Origin of the sequence: Streptomyces sp. NPDC093510, from assembly GCF_040683555.1 — a bacterium.
Classification (GTDB): domain Bacteria; phylum Actinomycetota; class Actinomycetes; order Streptomycetales; family Streptomycetaceae; genus Streptomyces.
Genome location: NZ_JBFBEE010000004.1, coordinates 182,538 through 206,201, shown reverse-complemented (window position 1 = coordinate 206,201; position 23,664 = coordinate 182,538). Strand labels below are relative to the sequence as shown.

General features: G+C 68.2%; 20 protein-coding genes and 1 tRNA gene. 11 read left to right on the top strand and 10 right to left on the bottom strand.

Going from position 1 to position 23,664, the window contains the following annotated elements; translation table 11 throughout:
- Positions 1 to 2: 2 nt before the first annotated feature.
- From AB0N81_RS07980 to polA, 4 genes are all read right to left on the bottom strand, one after another.
- Complete coding sequence (locus AB0N81_RS07980) at positions 3 to 137, bottom strand: SPW_0924 family protein (RefSeq protein WP_365356668.1); 135 nt, start codon at positions 135 to 137, stop codon at positions 3 to 5.
- A gap of 177 nt (positions 138 to 314) precedes the next feature.
- Positions 315 to 2,087 (bottom strand): lytic murein transglycosylase, encoded by a 1,773-nt coding sequence (locus tag AB0N81_RS07975; protein ID WP_365356666.1) that lies wholly within the window; start codon positions 2,085 to 2,087, stop codon positions 315 to 317.
- 199 nt (positions 2,088 to 2,286) lie between these two features.
- Positions 2,287 to 3,237, bottom strand: a complete 951-nt coding sequence (locus tag AB0N81_RS07970; RefSeq protein WP_365356665.1) for a serine hydrolase — start codon at positions 3,235 to 3,237, stop codon at positions 2,287 to 2,289.
- 506 nt (positions 3,238 to 3,743) lie between these two features.
- Positions 3,744 to 6,497: a DNA polymerase I gene (gene polA, locus AB0N81_RS07965; RefSeq protein ID WP_365356664.1), complete on the bottom strand. Its 2,754-nt coding sequence runs from the start codon at positions 6,495 to 6,497 to the stop codon at positions 3,744 to 3,746.
- A gap of 124 nt (positions 6,498 to 6,621) precedes the next feature.
- On the opposite strand from polA, the gene AB0N81_RS07960 reads away from it, so the two are divergent.
- From AB0N81_RS07960 to AB0N81_RS07950, 3 genes are all read left to right on the top strand, one after another.
- Positions 6,622 to 8,901, top strand: a complete 2,280-nt coding sequence (locus tag AB0N81_RS07960) for an FdhF/YdeP family oxidoreductase (RefSeq protein ID WP_365356663.1) — start codon at positions 6,622 to 6,624, stop codon at positions 8,899 to 8,901.
- Positions 8,902 to 8,957: 56 nt separating this feature from the next.
- Positions 8,958 to 9,440 (top strand): hotdog fold thioesterase, encoded by a 483-nt coding sequence (locus AB0N81_RS07955; RefSeq protein ID WP_365356661.1) that lies wholly within the window; start codon positions 8,958 to 8,960, stop codon positions 9,438 to 9,440.
- 90 nt (positions 9,441 to 9,530) lie between these two features.
- Positions 9,531 to 9,938: a hypothetical protein gene (locus AB0N81_RS07950; protein WP_365356659.1), complete on the top strand. Its 408-nt coding sequence runs from the start codon at positions 9,531 to 9,533 to the stop codon at positions 9,936 to 9,938.
- A 154-nt stretch (positions 9,939 to 10,092) separates the two neighbouring features.
- Here AB0N81_RS07950 and AB0N81_RS07945 read toward each other — a convergent pair whose 3' ends face one another.
- Positions 10,093 to 10,254, bottom strand: coding sequence for a hypothetical protein (locus tag AB0N81_RS07945; RefSeq protein WP_365356658.1), 162 nt, complete (start codon positions 10,252 to 10,254; stop codon positions 10,093 to 10,095).
- Between the two features lie 565 nt (positions 10,255 to 10,819).
- Here AB0N81_RS07945 and AB0N81_RS07940 point away from each other — a divergent pair.
- From AB0N81_RS07940 to AB0N81_RS07920, 5 genes are all read left to right on the top strand, one after another.
- The gene (locus AB0N81_RS07940) at positions 10,820 to 12,073 is read left to right on the top strand and encodes a branched-chain amino acid ABC transporter substrate-binding protein (protein WP_365356657.1); all 1,254 of its coding nucleotides are present in this window, start codon (positions 10,820 to 10,822) and stop codon (positions 12,071 to 12,073) included.
- Between the two features lie 98 nt (positions 12,074 to 12,171).
- Positions 12,172 to 13,101: a branched-chain amino acid ABC transporter permease gene (locus AB0N81_RS07935; RefSeq protein ID WP_365356655.1), complete on the top strand. Its 930-nt coding sequence runs from the start codon at positions 12,172 to 12,174 to the stop codon at positions 13,099 to 13,101.
- A gap of 5 nt (positions 13,102 to 13,106) precedes the next feature.
- Entirely contained in the window at positions 13,107 to 14,954 is a 1,848-nt protein-coding gene (locus AB0N81_RS07930; RefSeq protein WP_365356653.1) for a branched-chain amino acid ABC transporter permease, read from the top strand.
- A 3-nt stretch (positions 14,955 to 14,957) separates the two neighbouring features.
- Positions 14,958 to 15,782 carry an ABC transporter ATP-binding protein gene (locus AB0N81_RS07925; protein WP_365356652.1) on the top strand — a complete coding sequence of 275 codons (825 nt, stop codon included), beginning with the start codon at positions 14,958 to 14,960 and terminating at the stop codon, positions 15,780 to 15,782.
- Positions 15,779 to 16,495, top strand: a complete 717-nt coding sequence (locus AB0N81_RS07920; protein ID WP_365356650.1) for an ABC transporter ATP-binding protein — start codon at positions 15,779 to 15,781, stop codon at positions 16,493 to 16,495. Before AB0N81_RS07925 ends, AB0N81_RS07920 begins: the two co-directional genes overlap by 4 nt.
- An 81-nt stretch (positions 16,496 to 16,576) precedes the next feature.
- Here AB0N81_RS07920 and AB0N81_RS07915 read toward each other — a convergent pair whose 3' ends face one another.
- Complete coding sequence (locus AB0N81_RS07915; RefSeq protein ID WP_365356649.1) at positions 16,577 to 17,236, bottom strand: response regulator; 660 nt, start codon at positions 17,234 to 17,236, stop codon at positions 16,577 to 16,579.
- 92 nt (positions 17,237 to 17,328) lie between these two features.
- Here AB0N81_RS07915 and AB0N81_RS07910 point away from each other — a divergent pair.
- From AB0N81_RS07910 to AB0N81_RS07900, 3 genes are all read left to right on the top strand, one after another.
- Positions 17,329 to 17,414: transfer RNA gene (locus tag AB0N81_RS07910), tRNA-Leu, on the top strand.
- An 80-nt stretch (positions 17,415 to 17,494) separates the two neighbouring features.
- Positions 17,495 to 18,283 carry a helix-turn-helix domain-containing protein gene (locus AB0N81_RS07905; protein ID WP_365356647.1) on the top strand — a complete coding sequence of 263 codons (789 nt, stop codon included), beginning with the start codon at positions 17,495 to 17,497 and terminating at the stop codon, positions 18,281 to 18,283.
- 107 nt (positions 18,284 to 18,390) lie between these two features.
- Positions 18,391 to 20,307: an alkyl sulfatase dimerization domain-containing protein gene (locus tag AB0N81_RS07900; RefSeq protein WP_365356646.1), complete on the top strand. Its 1,917-nt coding sequence runs from the start codon at positions 18,391 to 18,393 to the stop codon at positions 20,305 to 20,307.
- A 30-nt stretch (positions 20,308 to 20,337) separates the two neighbouring features.
- Here the strand turns inward: AB0N81_RS07900 and pyk are convergent, their stop codons facing one another.
- From pyk to AB0N81_RS07880, 4 genes are all read right to left on the bottom strand, one after another.
- The gene (pyk, locus tag AB0N81_RS07895) at positions 20,338 to 21,774 is read right to left on the bottom strand and encodes a pyruvate kinase (protein WP_365356644.1); all 1,437 of its coding nucleotides are present in this window, start codon (positions 21,772 to 21,774) and stop codon (positions 20,338 to 20,340) included.
- Between the two features lie 152 nt (positions 21,775 to 21,926).
- Entirely contained in the window at positions 21,927 to 22,250 is a 324-nt protein-coding gene (locus AB0N81_RS07890) for a hypothetical protein (protein ID WP_365356642.1), read from the bottom strand.
- Positions 22,251 to 22,300: 50 nt separating this feature from the next.
- Positions 22,301 to 22,984, bottom strand: coding sequence for a hypothetical protein (locus AB0N81_RS07885; protein WP_365356641.1), 684 nt, complete (start codon positions 22,982 to 22,984; stop codon positions 22,301 to 22,303).
- Complete coding sequence (locus AB0N81_RS07880) at positions 22,981 to 23,499, bottom strand: sigma-70 family RNA polymerase sigma factor (protein ID WP_365356640.1); 519 nt, start codon at positions 23,497 to 23,499, stop codon at positions 22,981 to 22,983. Before AB0N81_RS07880 ends, AB0N81_RS07885 begins: the two co-directional genes overlap by 4 nt.
- Positions 23,500 to 23,664 lie beyond the last annotated feature (165 nt).

Below are 23,664 nucleotides of genomic sequence, written 5' to 3'. Positions count from 1 at the left end.
GTCTATGGGTGCTTGGGGACAGTGGTGAGGAGCGGCTCGGGGGACGTCTCGCCGGGCGGGGCGCCGATCGCCGTGATCGTCAGGACCAGGGCGAGCGCGACGACGAGGCCGGTCGCGGCGGCGATGAGGGCGCGCATGCGGGGCCTCCCGGTACGGCTTGCGGCCGGAACTGATAGGTCGTCAGGGCGGGCACCGTAGCAACGGACGGGCGAGATGAGAACACGTTGCACAACGCGGACCGCCCCTCCGCCGTGGGTGGCGGAGGGGCGGTACGGGTGATCGGGGCGGTCGTGGCTTCCCGACCGGTCCAGGGCCTAGGCGCCGGGAGACGCGCTCGGGGTGGCGCCCGGCGAGGCGCTCGCCGAGTCCGTCGGCGTGGGCGTCGTGTCGGGCTCCGTCGCGGACACCTTCAGTTCGACGGTGAGGGCGGCGCCGCCGGCGGTCACGATGCGCAGCAGATACGTGCCCGCCGCGTCGTCCGCGTACATCTTCGGGAGCTTCAGCACGCCGTTCGCGTCGGTCTTCAGGCCCTTGAGAGTGCGGACCGGCTTGCCGTCCGCGCCCTTGAAGTAGGGGCCCTTGTCGTTGGCCGTCGCGTCCGACGCCGACTTGATCATCATGGCGTCGGCCGCGACCCCACCGGCCGCCCTGCCCCGGTACGTCGCCTTGACCTCGACCTGGTCAGCGAACTCCTTGCCCGGCTCGCAGACCAGCGCCTTGTCGCTGGTCCTGACGAGCGCGTCGGCCTGGCGCGCCGTGACCTCCGCGGTGAAGTCGAGGCCCGGCAGCGAACGGTCCACGACCGTGGCCCGCACGGTGAACTCGCCGGCCTCCTCGCCCGCTTCGAGCACCGGGGCGGTGGCCTTGCCGGTGGCGCCCGTGGTGACGGTGACGCTCTTCGCGCCGCCGTCGAAGCGGGTGTCCGTGTCACCGACGATCGTGAACTTCACCTTGGCCTTGGCCACGGCCGAACCCGACTTGGACACCGCGCGCACCTCGACGCGCTCGGCGAAGGCGTCGCCCGCCGTCGCGGTGAGCGTGCCGGTCCCGGCGTTCGCCAGGCGGGCCACCCGCTCGGCCGGCGAGGGGCTGGGCTTCTCGGAGCCGTCGCCCCCGCCCGGCCCGGGCTTGGTGCCGCCGCCGTTGTTGTTGCCGCCGTTGTTGTTGCCGCCGTTGTTGCCGGGCTCGTCCTTGCCGGGGTCCGGCTTCGGCTTGGCGGGGGGCTTCGGCGAGGCGGAACCCGGCGTCTTCGGGCTCGGGCTGACGCCGGGGAAGCGGCTGTCGCTGCGGTCGTCCGGCAGGACACCCTTGCCGTCGGGGACCTCGTGGCTGTTCGTGCGGTAGTACTCCAGCCACGACAGGACCGTGTTCAGGTACTCCGTAGAGCGGTTGTAGCTGAGGATCGCCTTGTGCAGGTCGGCCTCGACGGCCAGGTCCCGGCCGTTCGCGCACAGGTAGTGGGCCGCGGCGAGCGCCGCGTCGTAGATGTTGTTGGGGTCCTTCTGGCCGTCGTTGTTGCCGTCACGGCCCGAGGTGGCCCATGTCGACGGGATGAACTGCATCGGCCCGACCGCGCGGTCGTGCGTGCTGTCGCCGTCGTACGCGCCCTTGTCGGTGTCGGTGATCTTGGCGAAGCCGTTGCCGTTCAGGACGGGACCGAGGATCGGCTTGAGCGTCGTGCCGTTCGCGTCGACACGGCCGCCGCGGGCGTGGCCCGACTCGACCTTGCCGATCGCGGCGAGCAGCTGCCAGGGCAGGTTGCAGCCCGGCTTGTCGGCGGCGACCGCGACCTCCGCCTTCTTGTACGCGTCCAGGACCGTGGCCGGCACGCCCGCCTCGGCCTCCTTGTCACCGCCGTTCGGCGGGACGGGGCTCTGCAGGGGCGGCAGGTCGGTGTAGTACGGGGAGTCACCGGTCGCCGAATCGCCGGACGGCGGTGGAGTGTCCGAAGCACCCGCCGCCTGCCCGTCCCGCGGTACGTCCGTCACCCCCGGGGCCTGCGACGCGGCGAGGGCCGCCACCGCCGCCGCGGCCACCGCGGCGGTCACCGTTCCTCTGCGCAGCCGCCTGCCGAATACCGGCGCCATGACCGAGCCACCCCTCCCCTTTGACGACTGTTGCGCGCCGTCCCCACCCCCGTGCACGCTTTTTCTGCACGTACACGCCTACCTTCGCACGCGCGACTCTCAGTGGGTCGACTCAGGCGACACTACGACAACTTCGCGCGCCCAGGCACCCGTTCGTGCCCGGTTTTTACCGGTTGGCTCAACCACCGCGACAGGTCTGTTACGCAGGGGGTTCCCGGTCCTTGCCCTCCGCGGGCGCCGAGCCGTCCGGGACCTCGCTGATCTCGCTCTCCGGCGTCAGCGGCCGGCCCACGCCACGGCCCTTGTTCAGGCCGCGGTGCACGGCCTGCGCGATGCGCTCGATGGTCCGCACCCCGTACGCCATCGAAGGGTTGTCGTGCGAGAGGACGACGATGCGGTACGTGCGGCCGCCGCCGGTGAACGCGCCGACGCTGTGCACACGCCAGCCGTGCGTGGCCCGCGGCAGCCAGCCGTTCTTGAGGTGCGCGCGGACACCGCGCGGCATCCCCGCGGGCACCCCCCAGCGCTGGTCGCGCCGCACCTCGGCCATCTGCCGCAGCCCGTACGCCCGCGAACCCGGCCGGAGAACGTCATGGGCCCCCGTCAACACGCCGAGCAGCCGCAGTTGGTCGGCCGCGGTGGTGCCCGTCAGGCCCCAACGCCCGTACGAACCAAGGGTGGTCGCCGTGGTGCCGACGCGGCGCAGGAAGCGGGCGAGGTAGGAGTACCCGAGGTCGCTCCACAGCCGCTGCGCCGCGACATTGTCCGACGTGGTGATCATGGGACGGATACGGCGGTGCTCCCAGCCGGTGAGACCGCGCCGCCACTCCTGCGCGCGGCGCAGCGCCGCCTCCATCATCAGCACCTTGGCGACGCTCGCCGAGTCGTAGCGGCGCCGGCTCGCGAGTTCGCAGACGAGGCCGGTACGGGTGTCGTGCACGGCCACGGACACGGTGCCGGCGCGGGACGACAACGCCGCCCTGATGTCCTGCGACATCCGGGCGGCGAGGGTACGGTCACGGCCCGCCGTGCAGAGCGCCGCACCCTGCGGGTGGCCGGCTTCGGCGGCGGTTGCCGGTATGGGGGCCAGAAGGGCCGTAGTGAGCGCCGCGGCGACAGCCGTCCGGCACTTTCGCAGGTGAGGGGCCATGCGCTCATCCTGACCCGCCCCTTCGCAGGGGGGCGCTCTGCCGGGGGCCACGCGAGTGAGACGCCGCTGCGCTCGGCTTGGGCGGACTCCGTTGCGGTGCCGCGTGCCGCGTGCGCGGGCAAGGGCAAGGGCTTGGGGCGGGGGCTTGGGGCGGGGGCGGTTTCGTTGCGTCTGCGGGTCCGCTGTGGTTGCTCGCGCAGTTCCCCGCGCCCCTAAAAACACCCCCCGCGCCGCCTTCAGGGACGCGAGAAACTGCGCGACCAGCCACCCTTCTTTTAGGGGCGCGGGGAACTGCGCGACCAGCCACCACGCACCCGCAGCACACGGACAGGCCGACACACCCACCCACCCCTCAGGGGCGCGAGGAACTGCGCGACCAGCCACCGCGCGCCCGCAGCAGGCGAAGAGGTGGGCGCCCCCGAGCAGACCAGCCGGGCGCGGCGGCGGGGCCGGTAGTCGGGCGGGGCCCCGCCCGGGAGGGCAGACCGTTTCGCCGCCCGCCAGGGCTAGTGCGCGGCGGACTCCCAGTCCGCCCCCACGCCCACCGACACATCCAGCGGCGCCCGCAGGGCCACCGCTCCCGCCATTTCCCTGCGGACCAGCTCCTCCACCTTCGCCCGCTCGCCCGGAGCGATCTCCAGGACGATTTCGTCGTGGACCTGGAGCAGCATGCGGGAGTCGAGCTTCGCCGCGGTGAGCGCCCCGTGCACGTTCAGCATGGCGATCTTGACGATGTCCGCCGCCGTGCCCTGGATCGGCGCGTTCAGAGCCATCCGCTCGGCCATCTCGCGCCGCTGGCGGTTGTCGCTGTTGAGGTCGGGGAGATAGCGGCGACGGCCGAGCATCGTCTCCGTGTAGCCCGTGGCGCGGGCCTCGTCGACCGCGCGGCGCAGATAGTCACGTACACCGCCGAACCGTTCGAAGTACGTGTCCATCAGCGCGCGCGCCTCGCCCGCGTCGATGTTCAGCTGCTGGGAGAGGCCGAACGCGGACAGCCCGTACGCCAAGCCGTACGACATCGCCTTGATCTTGCGCCGCATCTCCGCGTCGACGGCGGAACCGTCCACGTTGAACACCTGGGAGGCGACCGTCGTGTGCAGGTCCTCGCCGGACGTGAACGCCTCCAGGAGGCCCTCGTCCTCGGAGAGGTGCGCCATCACACGCAGTTCGATCTGGCTGTAGTCCGCGGTCATGAGGGACTCGAAGCCCTCGCCGACGACGAAGCCGCGGCGGATGGCCCGGCCCTCGTCCGTACGGACCGGGATGTTCTGCAGGTTCGGCTCCGTGGAGGAGAGCCGGCCCGTCGCCGCCACCGTCTGGTTGAAGGTGGTGTGGATGCGGCCGTCCGCGGCGATCGACTTGATCAGGCCCTCGACGGTGACGCGCAGCTTCGCCTGCTCGCGGTGGCGGAGCATGATGACCGGCAGCTCGTTCTCCGTCTGGGCCGCGAGCCAGGCCAACGCGTCCGCGTCCGTGGTGTACCCGGTCTTCGTCTTCTTCGTCTTGGGGAGGTTCAGCTCGCCGAAGAGGACTTCCTGGAGCTGCTTGGGCGAGCCCAGGTTGAACTCGTGGCCGGCCGCCGCGTGCGCCTCCTTCACGGCCTGCTGCACCGCGCCGGCGAACTGCTGCTCCATCGACTCCAGGTGCGCGCGGTCAGCGGCGATGCCGTGCCGCTCCAGGCGGGCGAGCAGCGCGGAGGTGGGCAGCTCGATGTCGGCCAGCAGGTCGCTCGCGCCGACCTCCGTCAGCTTCTCGCCGAAGGCCGTGCCCAGGTCGAGGATGGTGCGGGCCTGCGACATCAGGGAGTCGGCCTCGGCCCGGTCGTCCTCCTCCGTACCGAAGGCGAGCTGTCCGTCGGCGGCGGAGGCGGGCGCCAGCTCACGCCCCAGGTACTCCAGGGACAGCGCGTCCAGGGCGAAGGAGCGGCGGCCCGGCTTCACCAGGTACGCGGCGAGGGCCGTGTCCATGGTGACGCCGTCCACCGTCCAGCCGTGCTCCGGGAAGACCCGCATCGCACCCTTGGCGTTGTGCAGCACCTTCGGCTTGGCGGGGTCGGAGATCCAGGCCGCAAAGGCGTTCTCGTCGGCCTCGTCCAAAGCCGACGGATCGAACCAGGCGGCCGCCCCGCCCGCCGCGGCCAGCGCCACCTCGGTGACCGCGCCTGTGCCGAGCTGCCAGGTGTCGACCGTGGCCACACCGAGAATCGCGTTGCCGTGCTCGGACAGCCACGGGGCCAGCTCGCCCGCGCCGAGCACCACACCGTCCAGCTCCACGCCCGGCTCGGCCGGGGTCTGCTCGGCCTCCTCCGCGCCCGGGTCGACGGCGAGCAGCCGCTCCCGGAGCGAGGGGTTACGGATCTCCAGGGTGTCCAGGACCATCGCGAGCGCCGTACGGTCGTACGCCGCGCGCTCCAGGTCGGCGACCGTCTTCGGGAGTTCGACGTCGCGGACCATCTCGGTCAGGCGGCGGTTGAGCTTGACCGATTCCAGGTGGTCGCGGAAGTTCTGCCCGGCCTTGCCCTTGACCTCCTCGGCCCGCTCGACGAGGTCGGCGAACGAACCGAACTGGTTGATCCACTTCGCGGCCGTCTTCTCACCGACACCGGGGATGCCGGGCAGGTTGTCCGACGGGTCGCCGCGCAGCGCCGCGAAGTCCGGGTACTGACCGGGCGTGAGGCCGTACTTCTCGAAGACCTTCTCCGGAGTGAAACGCGTCAGCTCCGAGACGCCCTTCGTCGGATACAGCACCGTCACATGGTCGGTGATCAGCTGGAAGGAGTCACGGTCACCCGTGACGATCAGCACGTCGAAGCCGGCCGCCTCCGCCTGCGTGGCCAGCGTCGCGATGACGTCGTCCGCCTCGAAGCCGTCCACCGCGAAACGCACCGCGTGCATCGCGTCGAGCATCTCGCCGATCAGCTCGACCTGCCCCTTGAACTCGTCCGGGGTCTTCGAGCGGTTCGCCTTGTACTCGGGGAACTCCTCGGAGCGCCACGTCTTGCGCGACACGTCGAACGCCACCGCGAAGTGCGTGGGCGCCTCGTCGCGCAGCGTGTTCGCCAGCATCGACGCGAAGCCGTAGATCGCGTTCGTCGGCTGGCCCGTCGCCGTCGTGAAATTCTCCGCGGGCAGCGCGAAGAACGCCCGGTACGCCAGGGAGTGCCCGTCCATGAGCATCAGGCGCGGGCGCTGCTCACCGCCCGCCGGCCGGCCCTTCGTCGCCGCGGTCTCGGACTTCTTCTTCGATGCTGTTTCTGCCACGTCCCCGATCCTGCCACGCCCCACTGACAGTCCGGTCCCACGCGGCCCCGCCCCGGGGCACTGTCACCGTCGCGTGGGAGTATCGGAGACGTAGCTCACGCACGTGCTCGAAGGGGAGCCGACCATGGCAAGCAAGCCGCCCAAGGGCGATCCGGTCCAGGACGCGCCGCAGGTCGCCGAGGCCCAGCACGCGGCGGCGGGACTGCCCGCCATCGGTCACACACTGCGCATGGCACAGCAGCAGATGGGCGTGCGCCGCACCGCCCTCACCCTGCTCCGCGTCAATCAGAAGGACGGCTTCGACTGCCCCGGCTGCGCCTGGCCCGAGCCGGACCACCGCCACAAGGCGGAGTTCTGCGAGAACGGCGCGAAGGCCGTCGCCGAGGAAGCCACGCTGCGCCGCGTCACCCCGGACTTCTTCGCCGCGCACCCCGTCACCGACCTCGCCACCCGTAGTGGGTACTGGCTGGGGCAGCAGGGCCGCATCACCCACCCCATGTACCTGGCGGAGGACGCCGAGAGGTACGAGCCCGTGTCCTGGGAGCGGGCCTTCGACATCATCGCCGAGGAGATCGCGGCCCTCGACTCCCCCGACGAGTCCGTCTTCTACACCTCGGGCCGCACCAGCAACGAAGCGGCGTTCCTGTACCAGCTGTTCGCCCGCGAGCTCGGCACGAACAACCTCCCCGACTGCTCGAACATGTGCCACGAGTCGTCCGGCTCCGCGCTCACCGAGACGATCGGCGTCGGCAAGGGCAGCGTCCTCCTGGAGGACCTCCACAAATCGGACCTGATCATCGTCGCCGGACAGAACCCGGGCACGAACCACCCGCGCATGCTCTCCGCCCTGGAGAAGGCGAAGAACAACGGCGCGAAGATCATCACGGTCAATCCGCTGCCCGAGGCGGGCCTGGAGCGCTTCAAGAACCCGCAGACCGCACAGGGCATGCTCAAGGGCACCGCCCTCACCGACCTGTTCCTCCAGATCCGCCTCGGCGGCGACCAGGCCCTCTTCCGCCTCCTCAACAAACTCATCCTGGAGACCGAGGGAGCCGTCGACGAGGAGTTCGTCCGCGAACACACCCATGGCTACGAAGAGTTCGTCCGGGCCGCACGGGACGCCGACTGGGACGAGACGCTGCGGGCCACCGGCCTGACCCGCGACCGCATCGAGGACGCCCTGCGCATGGTGCTCGCCTCGAAGCGCACCGTCGTGTGCTGGGCCATGGGCCTCACCCAGCACAAGCACGCCGTCCCCACCATCCGCGAGGTCGTCAACTTCCTGCTGCTGCGCGGCAACATCGGCCGCACCGGCGCGGGCGTCTGCCCCGTGCGCGGCCACTCGAACGTGCAGGGCGACCGCACCATGGGCATCTTCGAACGGCCCGCGCCCGCCTTCCTCGACGCCCTGGAGAAGGAGTTCGGCTTCGCGCCGCCCCGCCACCACGGCCTGGACGTCGTCCGCGCCATCAAGGCCCTGCGCGACGGCGACGCGAAGGTGTTCTTCGCGATGGGAGGCAACTTCGTCGCCGCCTCCCCCGACACCGACGTCACCGAAGCTGCCATGCGCCGCGCGCGCCTCACCGTGCACGTCTCCACCAAGCTCAACCGCTCGCACGCCGTCACGGGCGCCCGCGCCCTGATCCTGCCGACGCTCGGCCGCACCGAGCGCGACCTCCAGGGCAGCGGTGAGCAGGTCGTGACCGTCGAGGACTCCATGGGCATGGTCCACGCCTCCCGCGGCCGCCTGGAGCCCGCGAGCGACCAGCTGCTGTCCGAACCCGCCATCGTGTGCCGCCTGGCCCGCCGCGTCCTCGGCAGCGCCTCCCGCACACCGTGGGAGGAGTTCGAGAAGGACTACGCCACCGTGCGCGACCGCATCGCGCGCGTGGTCCCCGGCTTCGAGGACTTCAACGCCAAGATCGCCCGCCCCGGCGGCTTCACCTTGCCCCACGCCCCACGCGACGAGCGCCGCTTCCCCACGGCCACCGGCAAGGCCAACTTCACGGCCGCACCGGTCGAGTACCCCGCCGTCCCGAAGGGACGGCTGCTGCTGCAGACCCTGCGCTCCCACGACCAGTACAACACCACGATCTACGGCCTCGACGACCGCTACCGCGGCATCAAGAACGGCCGCCGCGTGGTCCTGATCCACCCCGACGACGCCGCGGACCTCGGCCTCGCCGACGGGACGTACGCCGACCTCGTCAGCGAGTGGCAGGACGGCATCGAGCGCCGCGCGCCGGGCTTCCGCGTCGTGCACTACCCGACGGCACGCGGCTGCGCCGCCGCCTACTACCCCGAGACCAACGTCCTGGTGCCGCTGGACGCCACCGCGGACACCAGCAACACCCCTGCCAGCAAGTCCGTCGTCGTACGCCTGGAACAATCGGCGATCGACTGAGCGTTTGCTCAGCGACAGGTGACGCGTGTGACGACGAACGAACGGAGCCGGGCCCCATGGGCGAGCAGCACAGCGTGAAGTTCCCGCAGGAGGTCCTCGACGAGTACGCCTCGCTCGGGGTCGATCTGCCCTCCCTGTTCTCCGCGGGGCACCTCGGCACCCGCATGGGCGTGCAGATCCTGGAAGCCTCGGCGGAGCGCGTCGTCGGCACCATGCCGGTCGAGGGCAACACCCAGCCGTACGGCCTGCTGCACGGCGGCGCGTCCGCCGTCCTCGCCGAGACCCTCGGCTCGATCGGCGCGATGCTGCACGGCGGGGTGAACAAGCTCGCCGTCGGCGTCGACCTGAACTGCACGCACCACCGCGGCGCCCGCTCCGGCCTGGTCACCGGCGTGGCGACGCCCGTGCACCGGGGCCGCTCCACGGCGACGTACGAGATCGTGATCAGCGACGAGCAGGGCAAGCGGGTGTGCAGCGCGCGCCTGACGTGCATGCTGCGGGAGGTCCCCGCAGCCGGCGCGGACGGCGCGGCCGGCTGACCCCAGGCGGCGGGCACCCTCACGGCGGGCGCGCACACGGCGAGCGCACACGCATTGTCGGAGCGTGAGGCTCCGGTCTAGCGTCGGCGCATGAGGCACCGGATACGGCTCTGTGCGCTCGCCCTCGCTCTCCCCTTGACCCTCTCCACTGCCGGCTGCGGCGACTCCGGAGTCCCGGACGCCGACACCACGACGAGCACGACAAGCGGCCCAAAGGCCGCACCCAGCTCCACGGCCCCCGCCGCTCTGTGCACCACGATCATCACCAAGTGGGCCCGGCAGATCTACGACTCGGGCGACACGACCTACGGCGACTACCAGTCGATGGGCCTGTCCAACGGGCAGTACATGATCCTGCGCGACGTCCTGGACGCCGCACGCGCCGAACGCAGACGCGAATCAGCCGCGGCGGGCCGCGAGTTGATCGGCCGGCAGGCGCGTGAGCGGTGCGCGGAGCGCCACCGCGACGGCGGGCCGAGCGGCGGGCCGTGGACGTGAACGCCATCGGCCCCGTCGAGCCGGGCGAGGACACCTACGACCACGAGTCCGTCCCCCCGCACCCCGTCCGGCCCGCCCCGCGCCGGACCCGCCACCGCCGCACCACGATCGTCGCCGCCGCGACAGCGGTCATCGGCACCGCCGGACTCGGCCTCTACTTCACCCGCCCGGAGCCCCCGCCCCCGCCCGCGCCGCCCTGGCCGTCGCAGAGCGTGTCGGTGACGTACACGGGCGGGATGTCGCACCCCCGGGCCGGGGACCGGAACTTCACCTTCGCCGTGACCTTCACGCAGGAGTCGGGGCCACCGGTGACCATACGGACGGTCGCCCAGCCGTCAGCGGCCCTTTCGGTCCGTACCTCCCCACACACCCCTTTCGAGATCAAAACGGGATCACCCCGGAAGTTGATCATCAGGATGCACATTCGCGAATGTGGAGAAGTGCCACGGAATGCCGGACTCCCTTTCCTGAAGGTAACGCTGCGTAATACGCGAGCAATCGAGAAGCAGAGTTACATCCTCGGTCCGGAATACGCGAATGATCTTTCCGGCGCCCTCGCGGCCGCATGCCCACGAACACCACTGTCATGAGTCAAACAGCTTTACAGTCCTGCCGGTTGCCCTGGAGATTCTCACCATGCGGATACGTCGAGATCCACCGAACAAGGCCATATTCAGCCCCAACCGCCCCCCGCGTTCCAGCCCGGAATACTCCGTGGCATAACAAGAGCGTCACAGCCTTGGCCCGACCACTCCACCAAGAACAAAGGCGCCCTTAGAGTCACGGCCAGTCACCGCGCCCACCGGATTCCTCTCAGTTCGGTTCCGCGCTCGACTCGGCATCCCAACAGGGGACAGCCGTGCCAGGGGAAAGGACTGATCGTGCGTCAACGTTCGCTCATAGCCATCACCGCTGCACTCACCGCGGGGGCTCTCACCCTCACCGCCTGTGGCTCGCGCGACGACAAGGACGACGGAGACGAAGCCGGCGGCGGCGGCACCACCGTGGTCATCGGCGTCGACGCGCCACTGACCGGTGAACTCTCCGCACTGGGCCTCGGCATCCGCAACTCCGTCGACCTCGCCGCCAAACAGGCCAACGCCAAGGAGTACGTCGACGGCGTCACGTTCAAGATCCAGGCCCTCGACGACCAGGGCCAGCCCTCGTCCGGCCAGACCAACGCCACCAAACTCGTCGCCGACAAGGACGTCCTCGGCGCCGTCGGCCCCCTGAACTCCTCCGTCGCCGAATCGATGCAGAAGGTCTTCGACGACGCCAAACTCGTCCAGGTCTCCCCCGCCAACACCAACCCCGCCCTCACCCAGGGCCCGGACTGGAACGGCGGCAAGAAGACACGCCCGTACAAGTCCTACTTCCGTACGGCCACCACCGACGCCATCCAAGGCCCCTTCGCCGCCCAGTACCTGTACAACACGGCCAAGAAGAAGAAGGTCTTCGTCGTCGACGACAAGAAGACCTACGGCGCCGGACTCGCCGCCACCTTCAAGGACGAGTTCACCAAACTCGGCGGCAAGGTCGTCGGCACCGAACACATCAACCCCGACACCAAAGACTTCGGCGCCGTCGCCACCAAGATCCGAAACTCCGACGCCGACCTCGTCTACTACGGCGGCGAATACCCCCAGGCCGGACCCCTCAGCAAGCAGATGAAACAAGCCGGCTCCAAGGCACCCCTCGTCGGCGGCGACGGCATCTACAGCGCCGACTTCATCAAACTCTCCGGCAAGCAGGGCATCGGCGACTACGCCACCTCCGTCGGCCAGCCCGTCGAAGAACTCCCCTCCGCCAAGGAGTTCATCGCCAACTACAAGAAAGCCGGCTTCAAGGAAGCCTACGAAGCCTACGGCGGCTACTCCTACGACAGCGCCTGGGCCATCATCGAAGCCGTCAAGAAGATCGTCGACGACAACGACGGCAAACTCCCCGACGACGCCCGCGCCAAGGTCATCGACGCCATGAAGGGCGTCTCCTTCGACGGCGTCACCGGCAAGGTCTCCTTCGACGAATACGGCGACGCCACCAACAAGCAGCTCACCGTCTACCAGGTCAAGACCACCGACCCCAAGACCGGCTGGAAGCCCGTCGAGTCCGGCACCTACACCGGGAGCAACTGACCCCCGGACCGTAGCCCACGACCACCCGCGCGGGGCGCCGCAGACGAGCGCCCCGCGCGGCGTCGCATCCGTCGCACGAAAGACTCGGAGGACCTGCGGTGCACGAACTGCCGCAACAGCTGGTCAACGGCCTGCTACTGGGATCCATGTACGGCCTCATCGCCATCGGCTACACAATGGTCTACGGCATCGTCCAGCTCATCAACTTCGCCCACGGCGAGATCTTCATGACCGGCGGATTCGGCGCCCTCACCGTCTGGATCTGGCTCCCCGCCGGCACCAGCATGTGGGCCGCCGTCCCCCTCATGCTCATAGGCGCCATTTTCGTCTCCACCACCATCGCCATCGGCGCCGAACGCTTCGCCTACCGACCCCTCCGCGAAGCACCGCGCCTCGCCCCCCTCATCACCGCCATCGGACTCTCCCTCGCCCTCCAGCAAGCCGTCTGGGCCTGGTACCCCGAAGCGAAATCCGCCCGCTCCTTCCCCGAACTCCCCGGCGGCTCCATCCACATCGGCTCCGTCACCATGCAACCCGGCGACGTCTTCCTGCTCGTCGCCGCACCCATCTGCATGCTCGCCCTCGGCTACTTCGTCATGAAGACCCGCATCGGCCGCGGCATGCAAGCCACCGCACAAGACCCCGACACCGCCAAACTCATGGGGATCAACACCGACCGCGTCATCGTCGTCGCCTTCGCCATCGGCGCCGCCTTCGCCGGCATCGCCGCCGTCGCCCGCGGACTCAAATACGGCCAGATCGACTTCCGCATGGGATTCATCCTCGGCCTCAAAGCCTTCACCGCAGCCGTACTCGGCGGCATCGGCAACATCTACGGCGCCATGATCGGCGGAATCGTCCTCGGCCTCGCCGAATCCATGGCCACCGCCTACATCAACGACGTCCCCGGCATGGACAAACTCGGCGGCCAGTCCTGGGCCGACGTCTGGGCGTTCGTACTCCTCATCGTCGTCCTCCTCGTCAGGCCCCAAGGCCTCCTCGGCGAGCGCGTCGCGGACAGGGCGTGACAACCATGACCACACACACCACAGCAGCCGACAGCCCCCGCCCGCACAACGAAAAGCCGGCCACCGGGCTCATCCCCATCCCCACCGGCCCCGCCCGCGCCCTCGCCACCGGCGGCGGCATCCTCACCATCGTCTCCGCCTTCCTCGCCTGGACCTGGACCGCCCGATTCCCCGGCGACCTCACCGTCTACGGCTACCCCGGCGGCCTCCAATGGCTCGTCCTCATCGCCGGCGCACTCACCACCGCCTACGGACTCGCCTCCTACGGCACCAAGGGCTTCCGCGCCCTGGCCCCCGCCGGAGCCGACGCCGCCCTCAAATACGCCGCACTCGCCGCCTTCGCCACCACCTGGTACACGATCTTCGCCATCAGCAAGAAACTCGGCGGACTCGCCAACCTCGAACCCGGCGGCTGGATCGCGGGCATCGCCACCCTCATCGCCCTCACCGGCGCCCTCGCCCTGCCCTTCCACCGACCGCACACCTACCCGGTCGACGAAGAAGACAGCTCCTGGGAACAGTTCAAACACCGCACCCGCAACGCCAAAACCATCATCAAGGGCGCCTTCGCCGCGGACACCACCCCGGCCCCGCCCCGCAAACTCAACTCGTACCTCGAAATCCTCATCATCATCACCGCCCTCGCCACCGGCCTGCTCGTCTTCACCTACGGCATCGGCACCGAATACGACGAACTCTTCATCGGATTCCTCATCACCGTCGGCCTCGGCTTCGCCGCACTCGCCAAAGCCGGCCTCGTCGCACAGGTCTCCGTCTACACCGCACGCCACCGCAACATCACCCTCATCGGCGCCTTCCTCGCCGCCGCCGCATTCCCCTTCACCCAGAGCGACGACCAATACGCCACCATCGGCGTCTACATCCTCATCTTCGCCACCGTCGCCCTCGGCCTGAACATCGTCGTCGGCCTCGCAGGACTCCTCGACCTCGGATACGTCGCCTTCCTCGGCGTCGGCGCCTACGCCGCAGCCATGGTCTCCGGATCCCCCGCCTCACCCTTCGACATCCACCTCCCCTTCTGGGCCGCCATCCTCGTCGGCGCCGGCGCCTCACTCGTCTTCGGCGTCCTCATCGGCGCCCCCACCCTCCGACTCCGCGGCGACTACCTCGCCATCGTCACCCTCGGCTTCGGCGAAATCTTCCGCATCGCCGCCAACAACTCCGACGGCTCCTCAGGACCCGACATCACCAACGGCTCCAACGGAATCTCCTCCATCCCCAACCTCAAGATCTTCGGCTTCGACTTCGGCGTGGAACACAGCATCGCCGGCCAGACCATCGGCCGCTTCGCCAACTACTTCTTCCTGATGCTGCTCATCACCCTCGTCGTCGTCCTCGTCTTCCGCCGCAGCGGAGACTCCCGCATCGGACGCGCCTGGGTCGCCATCCGCGAAGACGAAACCGCCGCACTCGCCATGGGCATCAACGGCTTCCGCGTAAAACTCATCGCCTTCGCCCTCGGCGCCTCCCTCGCCGGACTCGCAGGCACCGTCCAAGCCCACGTCACCTACACCGTCACACCCGAGCAATACCAATTCGCCAACTCCGTCCCACCCAACTCCGCCTTCCTCCTGGCGGCCGTCGTCCTCGGCGGCATGGGCACCATCAGCGGACCCCTCGTCGGCGCCGCACTGCTCTACCTCATCCCCAACAAGCTCCAATTCCTCGGCGACTACCAGCTGTTCGCCTTCGGACTCGCCCTCGCACTCCTCATGCGCTTCCGCCCCGAAGGCCTCATCCCCAACCGCCGCCGCCAACTCGAATTCCACGAATCCGAGCTCCCGCCCGGCGAGACGCCGCCACCCGCAGTCCTCAGCAAGACGGGGGTCTGACCCATGACCACGGACACCACCAAAAAGGACCCCACACCGGCCACCCCAGCCGGCGAAACCGTCCTCGACGCGCGCGGCGTCACCATGCGCTTCGGCGGCCTCACCGCCGTACGCTCCGTCGACCTCACCGTCAACACCGGCGAAATCGTCGGCCTCATCGGACCCAACGGCGCAGGCAAAACCACCTTCTTCAACTGCCTCACCGGCCTCTACATCCCGACCGAGGGCGAAGTCCGCTACAAGGGCCAGATCCTCCCCGCCAAATCCTTCAAAGTCACCGCAGCCGGCATCGCCCGCACCTTCCAGAACATCCGCCTCTTCGCCAACATGACCGTCCTGGAAAACGTCCTCGTCGGCCGGCACACGCGGACGAAGGAAGGCCTCTGGTCAGCGCTGCTGCGCGGCCCCGGATTCCACAGGGCAGAGGCAGCCTCCAAAGCCCGTGCCATGGAACTCCTCGAATTCGTCGGACTCGCCGACAAAGCCGAACACCTCTCGCGCAACCTCCCCTACGGAGAACAGCGCAAGCTGGAAATCGCCCGCGCCCTGGCCAGCGAACCCGGCCTGCTCCTCCTCGACGAACCCACAGCGGGAATGAACCCCCAGGAAACCCGCGCCACCGAAGAACTCGTCTTCGCCATCCGCGACATGGGCACCGCCGTCCTCGTCATCGAGCACGACATGCGCTTCATCTTCAACCTCTGCGACCGCGTCGCCGTCCTCGTCCAAGGCGAAAAACTCGTCGAAGGAACCAGCGAAACAGTTCAACAGGACGACCGCGTCATCGCCGCCTACCTCGGCGAGCCCTTCGAGGAGAACAACAAATGACCGCACTCCTTGAGGTCGAGGACCTCCGCGTCGCCTACGGCAAGATCGAAGCCGTCAAAGGCATCACCTTCAAAGTCGACGCAGGCGAAGTCGTCACCCTCATCGGAACCAACGGCGCGGGCAAGACGACAACACTCCGGACCCTCTCCGGCCTCCTCAAACCGGTCAGCGGCTCCATCAAGTTCAACGGAAAACCCCTGCGGAAATACCGCGCCGACCAGATCGTCGCCCAAGGCCTCGCCCACTCCCCCGAAGGCCGCCACATCTTTCCGCGCATGACCATCGAGAACAACCTCCGCCTCGGCGCCTACCTCCGCTCCGACAAAGCAGGCATCGAAAAGGACATCCAGCACGCCTACGAACTCTTCCCCATCCTCGGAGAACGGAAGAAACAGGCAGCGGGCACACTCTCCGGCGGCGAGCAGCAAATGCTCGCCATGGGCCGCGCCCTCATGTCCCAGCCCAAGCTCCTGATGCTCGACGAACCCTCGATGGGCCTCTCGCCGATCATGATGCAGAAGATCATGGCGACGATCTCCGAGCTCAAGGCCAACGGCACGACGATCCTCCTCGTCGAACAGAACGCCCAGGCTGCGCTCTCGCTGGCCGACCACGGCCACGTCATGGAAGTCGGCAAGATCGTCCTCTCCGGCACCGGAAGCGACCTGCTGCACGACGAGTCCGTGCGGAAGGCGTACCTGGGCGAGGACTGAGCGCTGCTCTCCCTGGGCATACGAGGAGGCCCGCACCCCGAGCGCAGGGTGCGGGCCTCCTCGCATGTGCTCAAGAAGCGGTCAGCCCTTCGACGCCTTCTTCTCCTCGGCGTCCTCGATGACCGCCTCCGCGACCTGCTGCATCGACAGACGACGGTCCATCGACGTCTTCTGGATCCACCGGAACGCGGCGGGCTCCGTCAGGCCGTACTCCGTCTGCAGGATCGACTTCGCCCTGTCCACCAGCTTCCGCGTCTCCAGCCGCTGCGAGAGGTCCGCGACCTCCTTCTCCAGCGCCTTCAGCTCCGTGAACCGCGAGACGGCCATCTCGATCGCCGGGACGACGTCACTCTTGCTGAACGGCTTCACGAGGTACGCCATCGCGCCGGCGTCCCGCGCCCGCTCGACGAGGTCGCGCTGCGAGAAGGCGGTCAGCATCAGTACCGGGGCGATGGACTCCTCGGCGATCTTCTCCGCCGCGGAGATGCCGTCCAGGACGGGCATCTTCACGTCCAGGATCACCAGGTCGGGCCTGTGCTCGCGGGCCAGCTCGACGGCCTTCTCACCGTCACCGGCCTCGCCTACGACGCTGTAGCCCTCTTCCTCGAGCATCTCTTTGAGGTCGAGCCGGATCAGGGCCTCGTCCTCGGCGATGACGACGCGGGTCGTCACCGGAGGCACGTGCGACTGGTCGTCGTCGTCCGACGCGTCGGTGGGCTGGGGCGACTCGGGGGCGGTCACGGGGGCTCCTCGTTCATGGCAGGTGCGCTGCCCTAGCAGGGTACCTAGCTGCGATGGCACGCGGTGACCCGGTACACTTCCGGCAGCGCCTGGCCGGGTTGGTGGAACGGTATACACGGAGGTCTCAAACACCTCTGCCTGAGAGGGCTTGCGGGTTCGAATCCCGCACCCGGCACCACCGCAAAGCGGAGGTCCACGTTCTCGTGGACCTCCGCTTTTTATTACACACGGGCATGTCCAGTTGCGCAGAGTGGCCGCATGAACTTCCACGGCGCAGAAGTGCGACAGAAGGCCCTGACTCTGCTGCGCGGGGGCGCCAAGAATGCCGACGTCTCGCGTCGGCTGAACCTCCCGCTCGGCACGATCAGCTACTGGCGGCACATGGACCGCGCCAAGCGTGGAGAATGCCCGGGCGGGCACGACCCCAGGTGCCCACGGTGCGACGGCCGCGACCTCGACAAAGCCGCGTACTCCTATCTGCTGGGGCTCTATCTCGGGGACGGGCACATCATCCAGTACTCCGGGCACCGGGTTCCCAGCCTCACGATCACCTGTGGCGACACCTGGCCCGGCCTTATGGACGACTGCGAGCACGCCATGCGCACGGTCTTCCCCGCCAACTCCGTCTGCCGGGTCCGCAGGGCCGGCTGCCAGAACATCAAGGTCTACTCGAACCACCTGTGGTGCATGTTCCCCCAGCACGGCCCCGGCAAGAAGCACGAGCGGAAGATCGCCCTCGAACCCTGGCAGCAGGAGATCGTCGACGCCCACCCGTGGGAGTTCGTCCGGGGCCTCGTCCACTCCGACGGCTGCCGCATCACCAACTGGACCACCCGCCTCGTCCGCGGCGAGCGCAAGCGCTACGAGTACCCCCGGTACTTCTTCACCAACAAGTCGGACGACATCAGGGAGCTCTTCACCGGCACCCTCGACACGCTCGGCATCGCCTGGACGCACTGCACCCGCCACGGCAACCCGTACAACATCTCCGTCGCCCGCAAAGCCTCCGTCGCCCTCATGGACACCCACGTAGGCCCCAAGCACTGACCGCCGCAATAGGACGCGTCACTGCCCGCCCCCTCCCCCATTGGGAGCTGCCCCAATTCCCCGCCGATTCATTGACCGGCCCGCGCCCCGCTGCGATCTTCGGCCGCATGACTCCCATGAACCGTCGCCACTTCGTCGCCGCGGCCGCTGGTGCCGCCGCCGCGGCTGTCGCCCTGAGTCCTGAGGCCGCCTCCGCCCTCCCCCGCCCTGAAGGAGCCGAAGCCGCCGCCAAGGGAGACTTCGAGAACGCCGACCGGGGGTTCGTCGCCGCCCTGGAGCCGGGCGTCGTCAAGAACGCCGAGGGGCAGGTCGTCTGGGACGCCGACGCGTACGAATTTCTGGAGAAGGACGCTCCCAAGACCGCTCACAAGAGCCTGTGGCGGCAGTCGCAGCTCGTGTCCAAGCAGGGGCTGTACAAGGTCACGGACCGGATCTATCAGGTACGCGGGCTCGACCTCTCCAACATGACTCTCGTAGAGGGCGACGCCGGCGTCATCGTCATCGACCCCCTCATCTCCGCCGAGACGGCCGCCGCCGCGCTGAAGCTGTACCGGAAGCACCGGGGCGACCGGCCGGTCACCGGGCTCATCTACACGCACCCCCACGTCGACCACTTCGGCGGGTGTCGGGGCGTACTCCCGAAGGGAGCGGAGGACGGCGTGCCGATCCTCGCGCCGGACGGGTTCATGGAGCATGCCGTCTCGGAGAACGTGTACGCGGGGACGGCGATGCAGCGGCGTTCCGGGTACATGTACGGGGCGCAGTTGCCGAAGTCGGCGGTGGGGCAGATCGGTTGTGGGTTGGGGCAGACCGTTTCGCTGGGGTCGATCGGGTTGATTCCGCCGACGAGGGACATCACCGAGACCGGGCAGACGGAGACTGTCGACGGTGTGCGGTTCGAGTTTCAGATGACGCCGGGTACCGAGGCCGCTGCCGAGATGAACTTTCTGCTGCCTGAGTTGCGTGCGGTGTGCATGGCGGAGAATGCGACGCACACGATGCACAACATCATTACGTTGCGTGGTGCGCAGGTGCGTGATGCGCGGCAGTGGGCGCATTATCTGGGTGAGTCCGTGGTGCTGTTCGGCGGGAAGGTGGATGTGGCGTTCGCGTCGCATCATTGGCCGACGTGGGGCGGTGAGTTCATCGTCGAGTTGTTGGAGCGGCAGCGGGATCTTTATGCGTACATGCATGATCAGACGTTGCGGATGATCAATCTTGGGATGACGGGTCGGGAGATCGCTGAGGAGATCGAGTTGCCGCCGGCGCTTGCGGGGGTGTGGGCGAATCGGGGGTATTACGGGTCGCTGAGCCATAACGTGAAGGGGATTTATCAGCGTTATATGGGGTGGTTCGACGGGAATCCCGCGCATTTGTGGGAGCATCCGCCGGTTGCTGAGGCGAAGCGGTATGTGCGGGCGTTGGGGGGTCGTGGGGCGACGCTCGCGAAGGCCCGGGGGTTTGTCCGTGATGGTGATCTGCGGTTCGCGGCCACGCTGTTGAATCATCTGGTATTCGCGGATCCGCGGAGTCGGGCGGCGAAGTCCGAACTGGCCCGGGTGTACGACCGGTTGGGGCAGGGGTCGGAGAACGCGGTGTGGCGGAACTTCTATCTCACGGGGGCGCAGGAGTTGCGTGAGGGGGTTCGGGGGGCGGAGACGTCGGTGTCGAGCGCCGACATGTTGATGGCGCTTTCCGTGGATCAGCTGATCGATTCGGTGGCGGTTCGGATCGATGGTCCCAGGGCGTGGGATGTGCGGCTGCGGATGGACTGGAGTCTTCCGTCGCTGGGCGGGAGGGTGTGGCATTTGACGTTGCGGCACGGCGTGTTGACGTATCGCAGTGATACGGAGGCTGATCCGGAGGCCGGTGTCAGGCTCACGATGACGAAGCCGCAGTTGCTGGCGATGCTGGCCGGCAAGGGGCTCGGGGGTATTGGGGTGGAGGGGGATGCTTCGCTGTTGGCCGAGTTGCTTGCCGTGGTGGGGAAGCCCGATCCGGACTTCCCCATTGTGACGCCGTAGCCGCCCCGCGGCCGGGGTTGGCGGCCGGGGTTATTCGGGGTGGTCGTCCTCGCCGATGTGGTGGATGCGGACGAGGTTGGTGGAGCCGGGGACTCCGGGCGGGGAGCCTGCTGTGATGACGACGGTGTCGCCTTTTTGGCAGCGGCCGCTTTGGAGGAGGAGTTCGTCGACCTGGTCGACCATGGCGTCGGTGGAGTCGACGTGGGGGCCGAGGAGGGTTTCGACGCCCCAGGTGAGGTTGAGCTGGGAGCGGGTGGCTTTGTCGGGGGTGAAGGCGAGGAGGGGGATGGGCGAGCGGTAGCGGGAGAGGCGGCGGACGGTGTCGCCGGACTGGGTGAAGGCGACGAGGAATTTGGCGCCGAGGAAGTCGCCCATTTCGGCGGCGGCGCGGGCGACGGCGCCGCCTTGGGTGCGGGGCTTGTTGCGTTCGGTCAGTGGGGAGAGGCCCTTGGCGAGGATGTCCTCTTCCGCTGCTTCGACGATGCGGCCCATGGTTTTGACTGTTTCGATGGGGTATTTGCCGACGCTCGTCTCGCCGGAGAGCATGACCGCGTCCGTGCCGTCGATGACGGCGTTGGCGACGTCGCTCGCTTCGGCCCTTGTGGGGCGGGAGTTGTCGATCATCGAGTCGAGCATTTGGGTGGCGACGATGACGGGTTTGGCGTTGCGTTTGGCGAGTTTGATGGCGCGCTTCTGGACGATGGGGACTTGTTCCAGGGGCATTTCGACGCCGAGGTCGCCGCGGGCGACCATGATTCCGTCGAAGGCGGCGACGATGTCTTCGATGTTGTCGACGGCCTGGGGTTTTTCGACCTTGGCGATGACGGGGAGGCGGCGGTTCTCCTCGTCCATGATGCGGTGGACGTCCTCGATGTCGCGTCCGCTGCGTACGAAGGAGAGGGCGATGACGTCGAAGCCTGAACTCAGGGCCCAGCGGAGGTCTGCTTCGTCCTTGTCGGAGAGTGCGGGGACGGAGACGGCGACGCCGGGGAGGTTGAGGCCCTTGTGGTCGGAGACCATGCCGCCTTCGATGACGGTGGTGGTGACGCGGGGGCCGTCGACGGCGGTGACTTCGAGGGTGACTTTGCCGTCGTCGACGAGGATGCGTTCGCCGGTGGTGACGTCGTCGGCGAGGCCGCTGTAGGTGGTGCCGCAGTGTTGGCGGTCGCCTTGGACGTCGGCTTCGACGGTGATGGTGAACTCGTCGCCGCGTTCGAGTAGTACGGGTCCTTCGCGGAAGCGGCCGAGGCGGATCTTCGGGCCTTGAAGGTCGGCGAGGATGCCGACGCTGCGGCCGGTCTCCTCGGAGGCCTTTCGCACGCGCTGGTAGCGCTCCTCGTGCTCGGCGTAGGTGCCGTGGCTGAGGTTGAAGCGGGCCACGTTCATTCCGGCTTCGACCAGTGCCTTGATCTGGTCGTACGAGTCGGTGGCGGGTCCCAGGGTGCAGACGATTTTCGCTCGGCGCATGGTTCGAGCCTAGGGCTTACCGGCCGGTAGAGAATTGGTCGGGGGTTACTACTCAACAACCTTTGCGTGAAGGGCTATTGACAAGTGTTGAATTGTGCGGGGAGCCGCTCCGATGAGCGGCTCCGGTGTGTTCCGGGAGTTGTCGGGGGTGTTTACCAGGGGGCGATCTCGTCGAGGTGATGGTCGAGTTCGGTGAGGTCGGGGTGGTCGAGGAGTTTGTCGAGGGTGCGGCGGCGTGACTCGGCGAGGTAGGCGGCTCTGACGTCTTGGGGTGTGACGGCGAGGGTGTGTACGAGTTCGGTCGTCAGTTCGGGTGTCAGTCCTGTGTCGAGTGCGATGGCCGCGATGACGACGATCCGGACGTGGTCGTCGGTGCCTGCGGGGTCGTGGCCGGCCAGTCGGTACTGTCGCAGCAGCCAGCGGGCGAATCCGCCTCTGCCGTGGTCGTGCGTCCCACTGTTGTCGGTGCCGTTCACGGGCGTGTGTTCCGCCTTTCCCCGGGGCGGCGATGTTGCCGCCTCCGGGATCAGTGCTGCTGGGCGAAGTGCTGGAGGCGGTCGGCGATCTCCCGTTCGGGGCGGCAGACCAGGACGGCGTCGGTGTCGTCGCGGGCGGCGAGGCGTTCCACTTCCGCGGTGATGCCGGGTTCGGGTTGCCTGGTGCCCTGTGGGGGGCAGTTGCGGCGTACGTAGACGGCGAATTCGCCCATCCATGTGACGAAGGCGTCGTCGGGGCCGTCGAGGCTGTGCTGGAGTTGGTAGAGCCAGTGGGTGGCTTCGGGGTTCTCTCCGCGTCCGAGGTGGTGCAGGTAGAGGCAGTAGGCGGCGGCGCCTTTTCCGGCGCCGGCGGCGAGCTGCCACCAGAACTGTGCGCTTTCGGGGTGGTCGGCGAGGTGGAGCATGCAGGCGAAGATGTGGGCGCCGTCGACGTCCAGGTCCTTGAGGGGTGCGCAGTTTCCGTCGAGTCCGTCCTCGCCGATTTCTTGGGCGAGTCGTTCGACGTGGACGGCGGCGCCGGTCTGGTTGAGGGCCCAGCGGACCACTACGGAGAGTTGCTGGCGGGCTCGTGAGACGGGTGGTACCTCTTGGGAGGGTTGTACGTATCCGGCGTCCTCGGCGAGGCGGCGGAGTCCGGCTCCCACGTCGAAGGGTCGTCGGCGGGCGCGCAGCTCTGTGCCGGCCTGCGCCAGAAGCGTCTCCATGTTCGTCATTCCCGGTCCCCCTCGGTCTTGATGTATGACGCCACGGCGGGCTCGAGCCGCTCCTTCGCTTTGCGGCAGTGGTAGTCGACGGTGCTGGGTGTGACGCCCATGTACCAGCTGATTCTTTTGGTGTCGTACTGGAGGATGTGGCGCAGGACGATCGCGTCGAACTGGCGTGGCGGGAGGTTGCCGAGTGCTTGGAAGAGGCCGGTTTCGCCGCGCAGCAGTGTGAGGTGTTTGCGGAAGGCTTCGAGGGTCTGGGCTATGACGACGCGTCGCAGGATGGCCCAGGTCTGCTGTTGGAGGTTGTGCTCTTCGAGCAGTGCGTCCCAGTGTCGGAGTATTTCCAGGAACGCGCGGTGCACCGCGTCTTCGGCAGCGCCGTTGTTGCCGAGTCGCAGCAACGCGTAGGAGTGAAACGCCTCCTGGTTGGCCAGGTAGAGCGCCTCGAATTCCAGCGGCAGGGGTAGCACGGCTTCGGCTACCGGGCTGCTGCCGTCCTCCGCGTGGACATCTTCGGTCATGAGTCCTCTTCGTTGAGGGCTTGATGCGAAGGGCGATCGTCAACTTCCGTCTTGTCGCCCACTGGTGAGGGTTACTCAACCGGGTGATGTGGACGAACACGCATGCGCCGGGAATCGAAAATCACGGAGTGATCATTGAACGCTGCACAACGTCACCGGATACTT

Excerpts from the sequence above, each read along its gene's own strand:
- AB0N81_RS07980 (WP_365356668.1), bottom strand. The coding sequence starts at position 137 with ATGCGCGCCCTCATCGCCGCCGCGACCGGCCTCGTCGTCGCGCTCGCC.
- AB0N81_RS07975 (WP_365356666.1), bottom strand. The coding sequence starts at position 2,087 with ATGGCGCCGGTATTCGGCAGGCGGCTGCGCAGAGGAACGGTGACCGCC.
- AB0N81_RS07970 (WP_365356665.1), bottom strand. The coding sequence starts at position 3,237 with ATGGCCCCTCACCTGCGAAAGTGCCGGACGGCTGTCGCCGCGGCGCTC.
- AB0N81_RS07960 (WP_365356663.1), top strand. The coding sequence starts at position 6,622 with ATGGCAAGCAAGCCGCCCAAGGGCGATCCGGTCCAGGACGCGCCGCAG.
- AB0N81_RS07955 (WP_365356661.1), top strand. The coding sequence starts at position 8,958 with ATGGGCGAGCAGCACAGCGTGAAGTTCCCGCAGGAGGTCCTCGACGAG.
- AB0N81_RS07950 (WP_365356659.1), top strand. The coding sequence starts at position 9,531 with ATGAGGCACCGGATACGGCTCTGTGCGCTCGCCCTCGCTCTCCCCTTG.
- AB0N81_RS07945 (WP_365356658.1), bottom strand. The coding sequence starts at position 10,254 with ATGGTCACCGGTGGCCCCGACTCCTGCGTGAAGGTCACGGCGAAGGTG.
- AB0N81_RS07930 (WP_365356653.1), top strand. The coding sequence starts at position 13,107 with ATGACCACACACACCACAGCAGCCGACAGCCCCCGCCCGCACAACGAA.
- AB0N81_RS07925 (WP_365356652.1), top strand. The coding sequence starts at position 14,958 with ATGACCACGGACACCACCAAAAAGGACCCCACACCGGCCACCCCAGCC.
- AB0N81_RS07920 (WP_365356650.1), top strand. The coding sequence starts at position 15,779 with ATGACCGCACTCCTTGAGGTCGAGGACCTCCGCGTCGCCTACGGCAAG.
- AB0N81_RS07905 (WP_365356647.1), top strand. The coding sequence starts at position 17,495 with ATGAACTTCCACGGCGCAGAAGTGCGACAGAAGGCCCTGACTCTGCTG.
- AB0N81_RS07900 (WP_365356646.1), top strand. The coding sequence starts at position 18,391 with ATGACTCCCATGAACCGTCGCCACTTCGTCGCCGCGGCCGCTGGTGCC.
- pyk (WP_365356644.1), bottom strand. The coding sequence starts at position 21,774 with ATGCGCCGAGCGAAAATCGTCTGCACCCTGGGACCCGCCACCGACTCG.
- AB0N81_RS07885 (WP_365356641.1), bottom strand. The coding sequence starts at position 22,984 with ATGACGAACATGGAGACGCTTCTGGCGCAGGCCGGCACAGAGCTGCGC.
- AB0N81_RS07880 (WP_365356640.1), bottom strand. The coding sequence starts at position 23,499 with ATGACCGAAGATGTCCACGCGGAGGACGGCAGCAGCCCGGTAGCCGAA.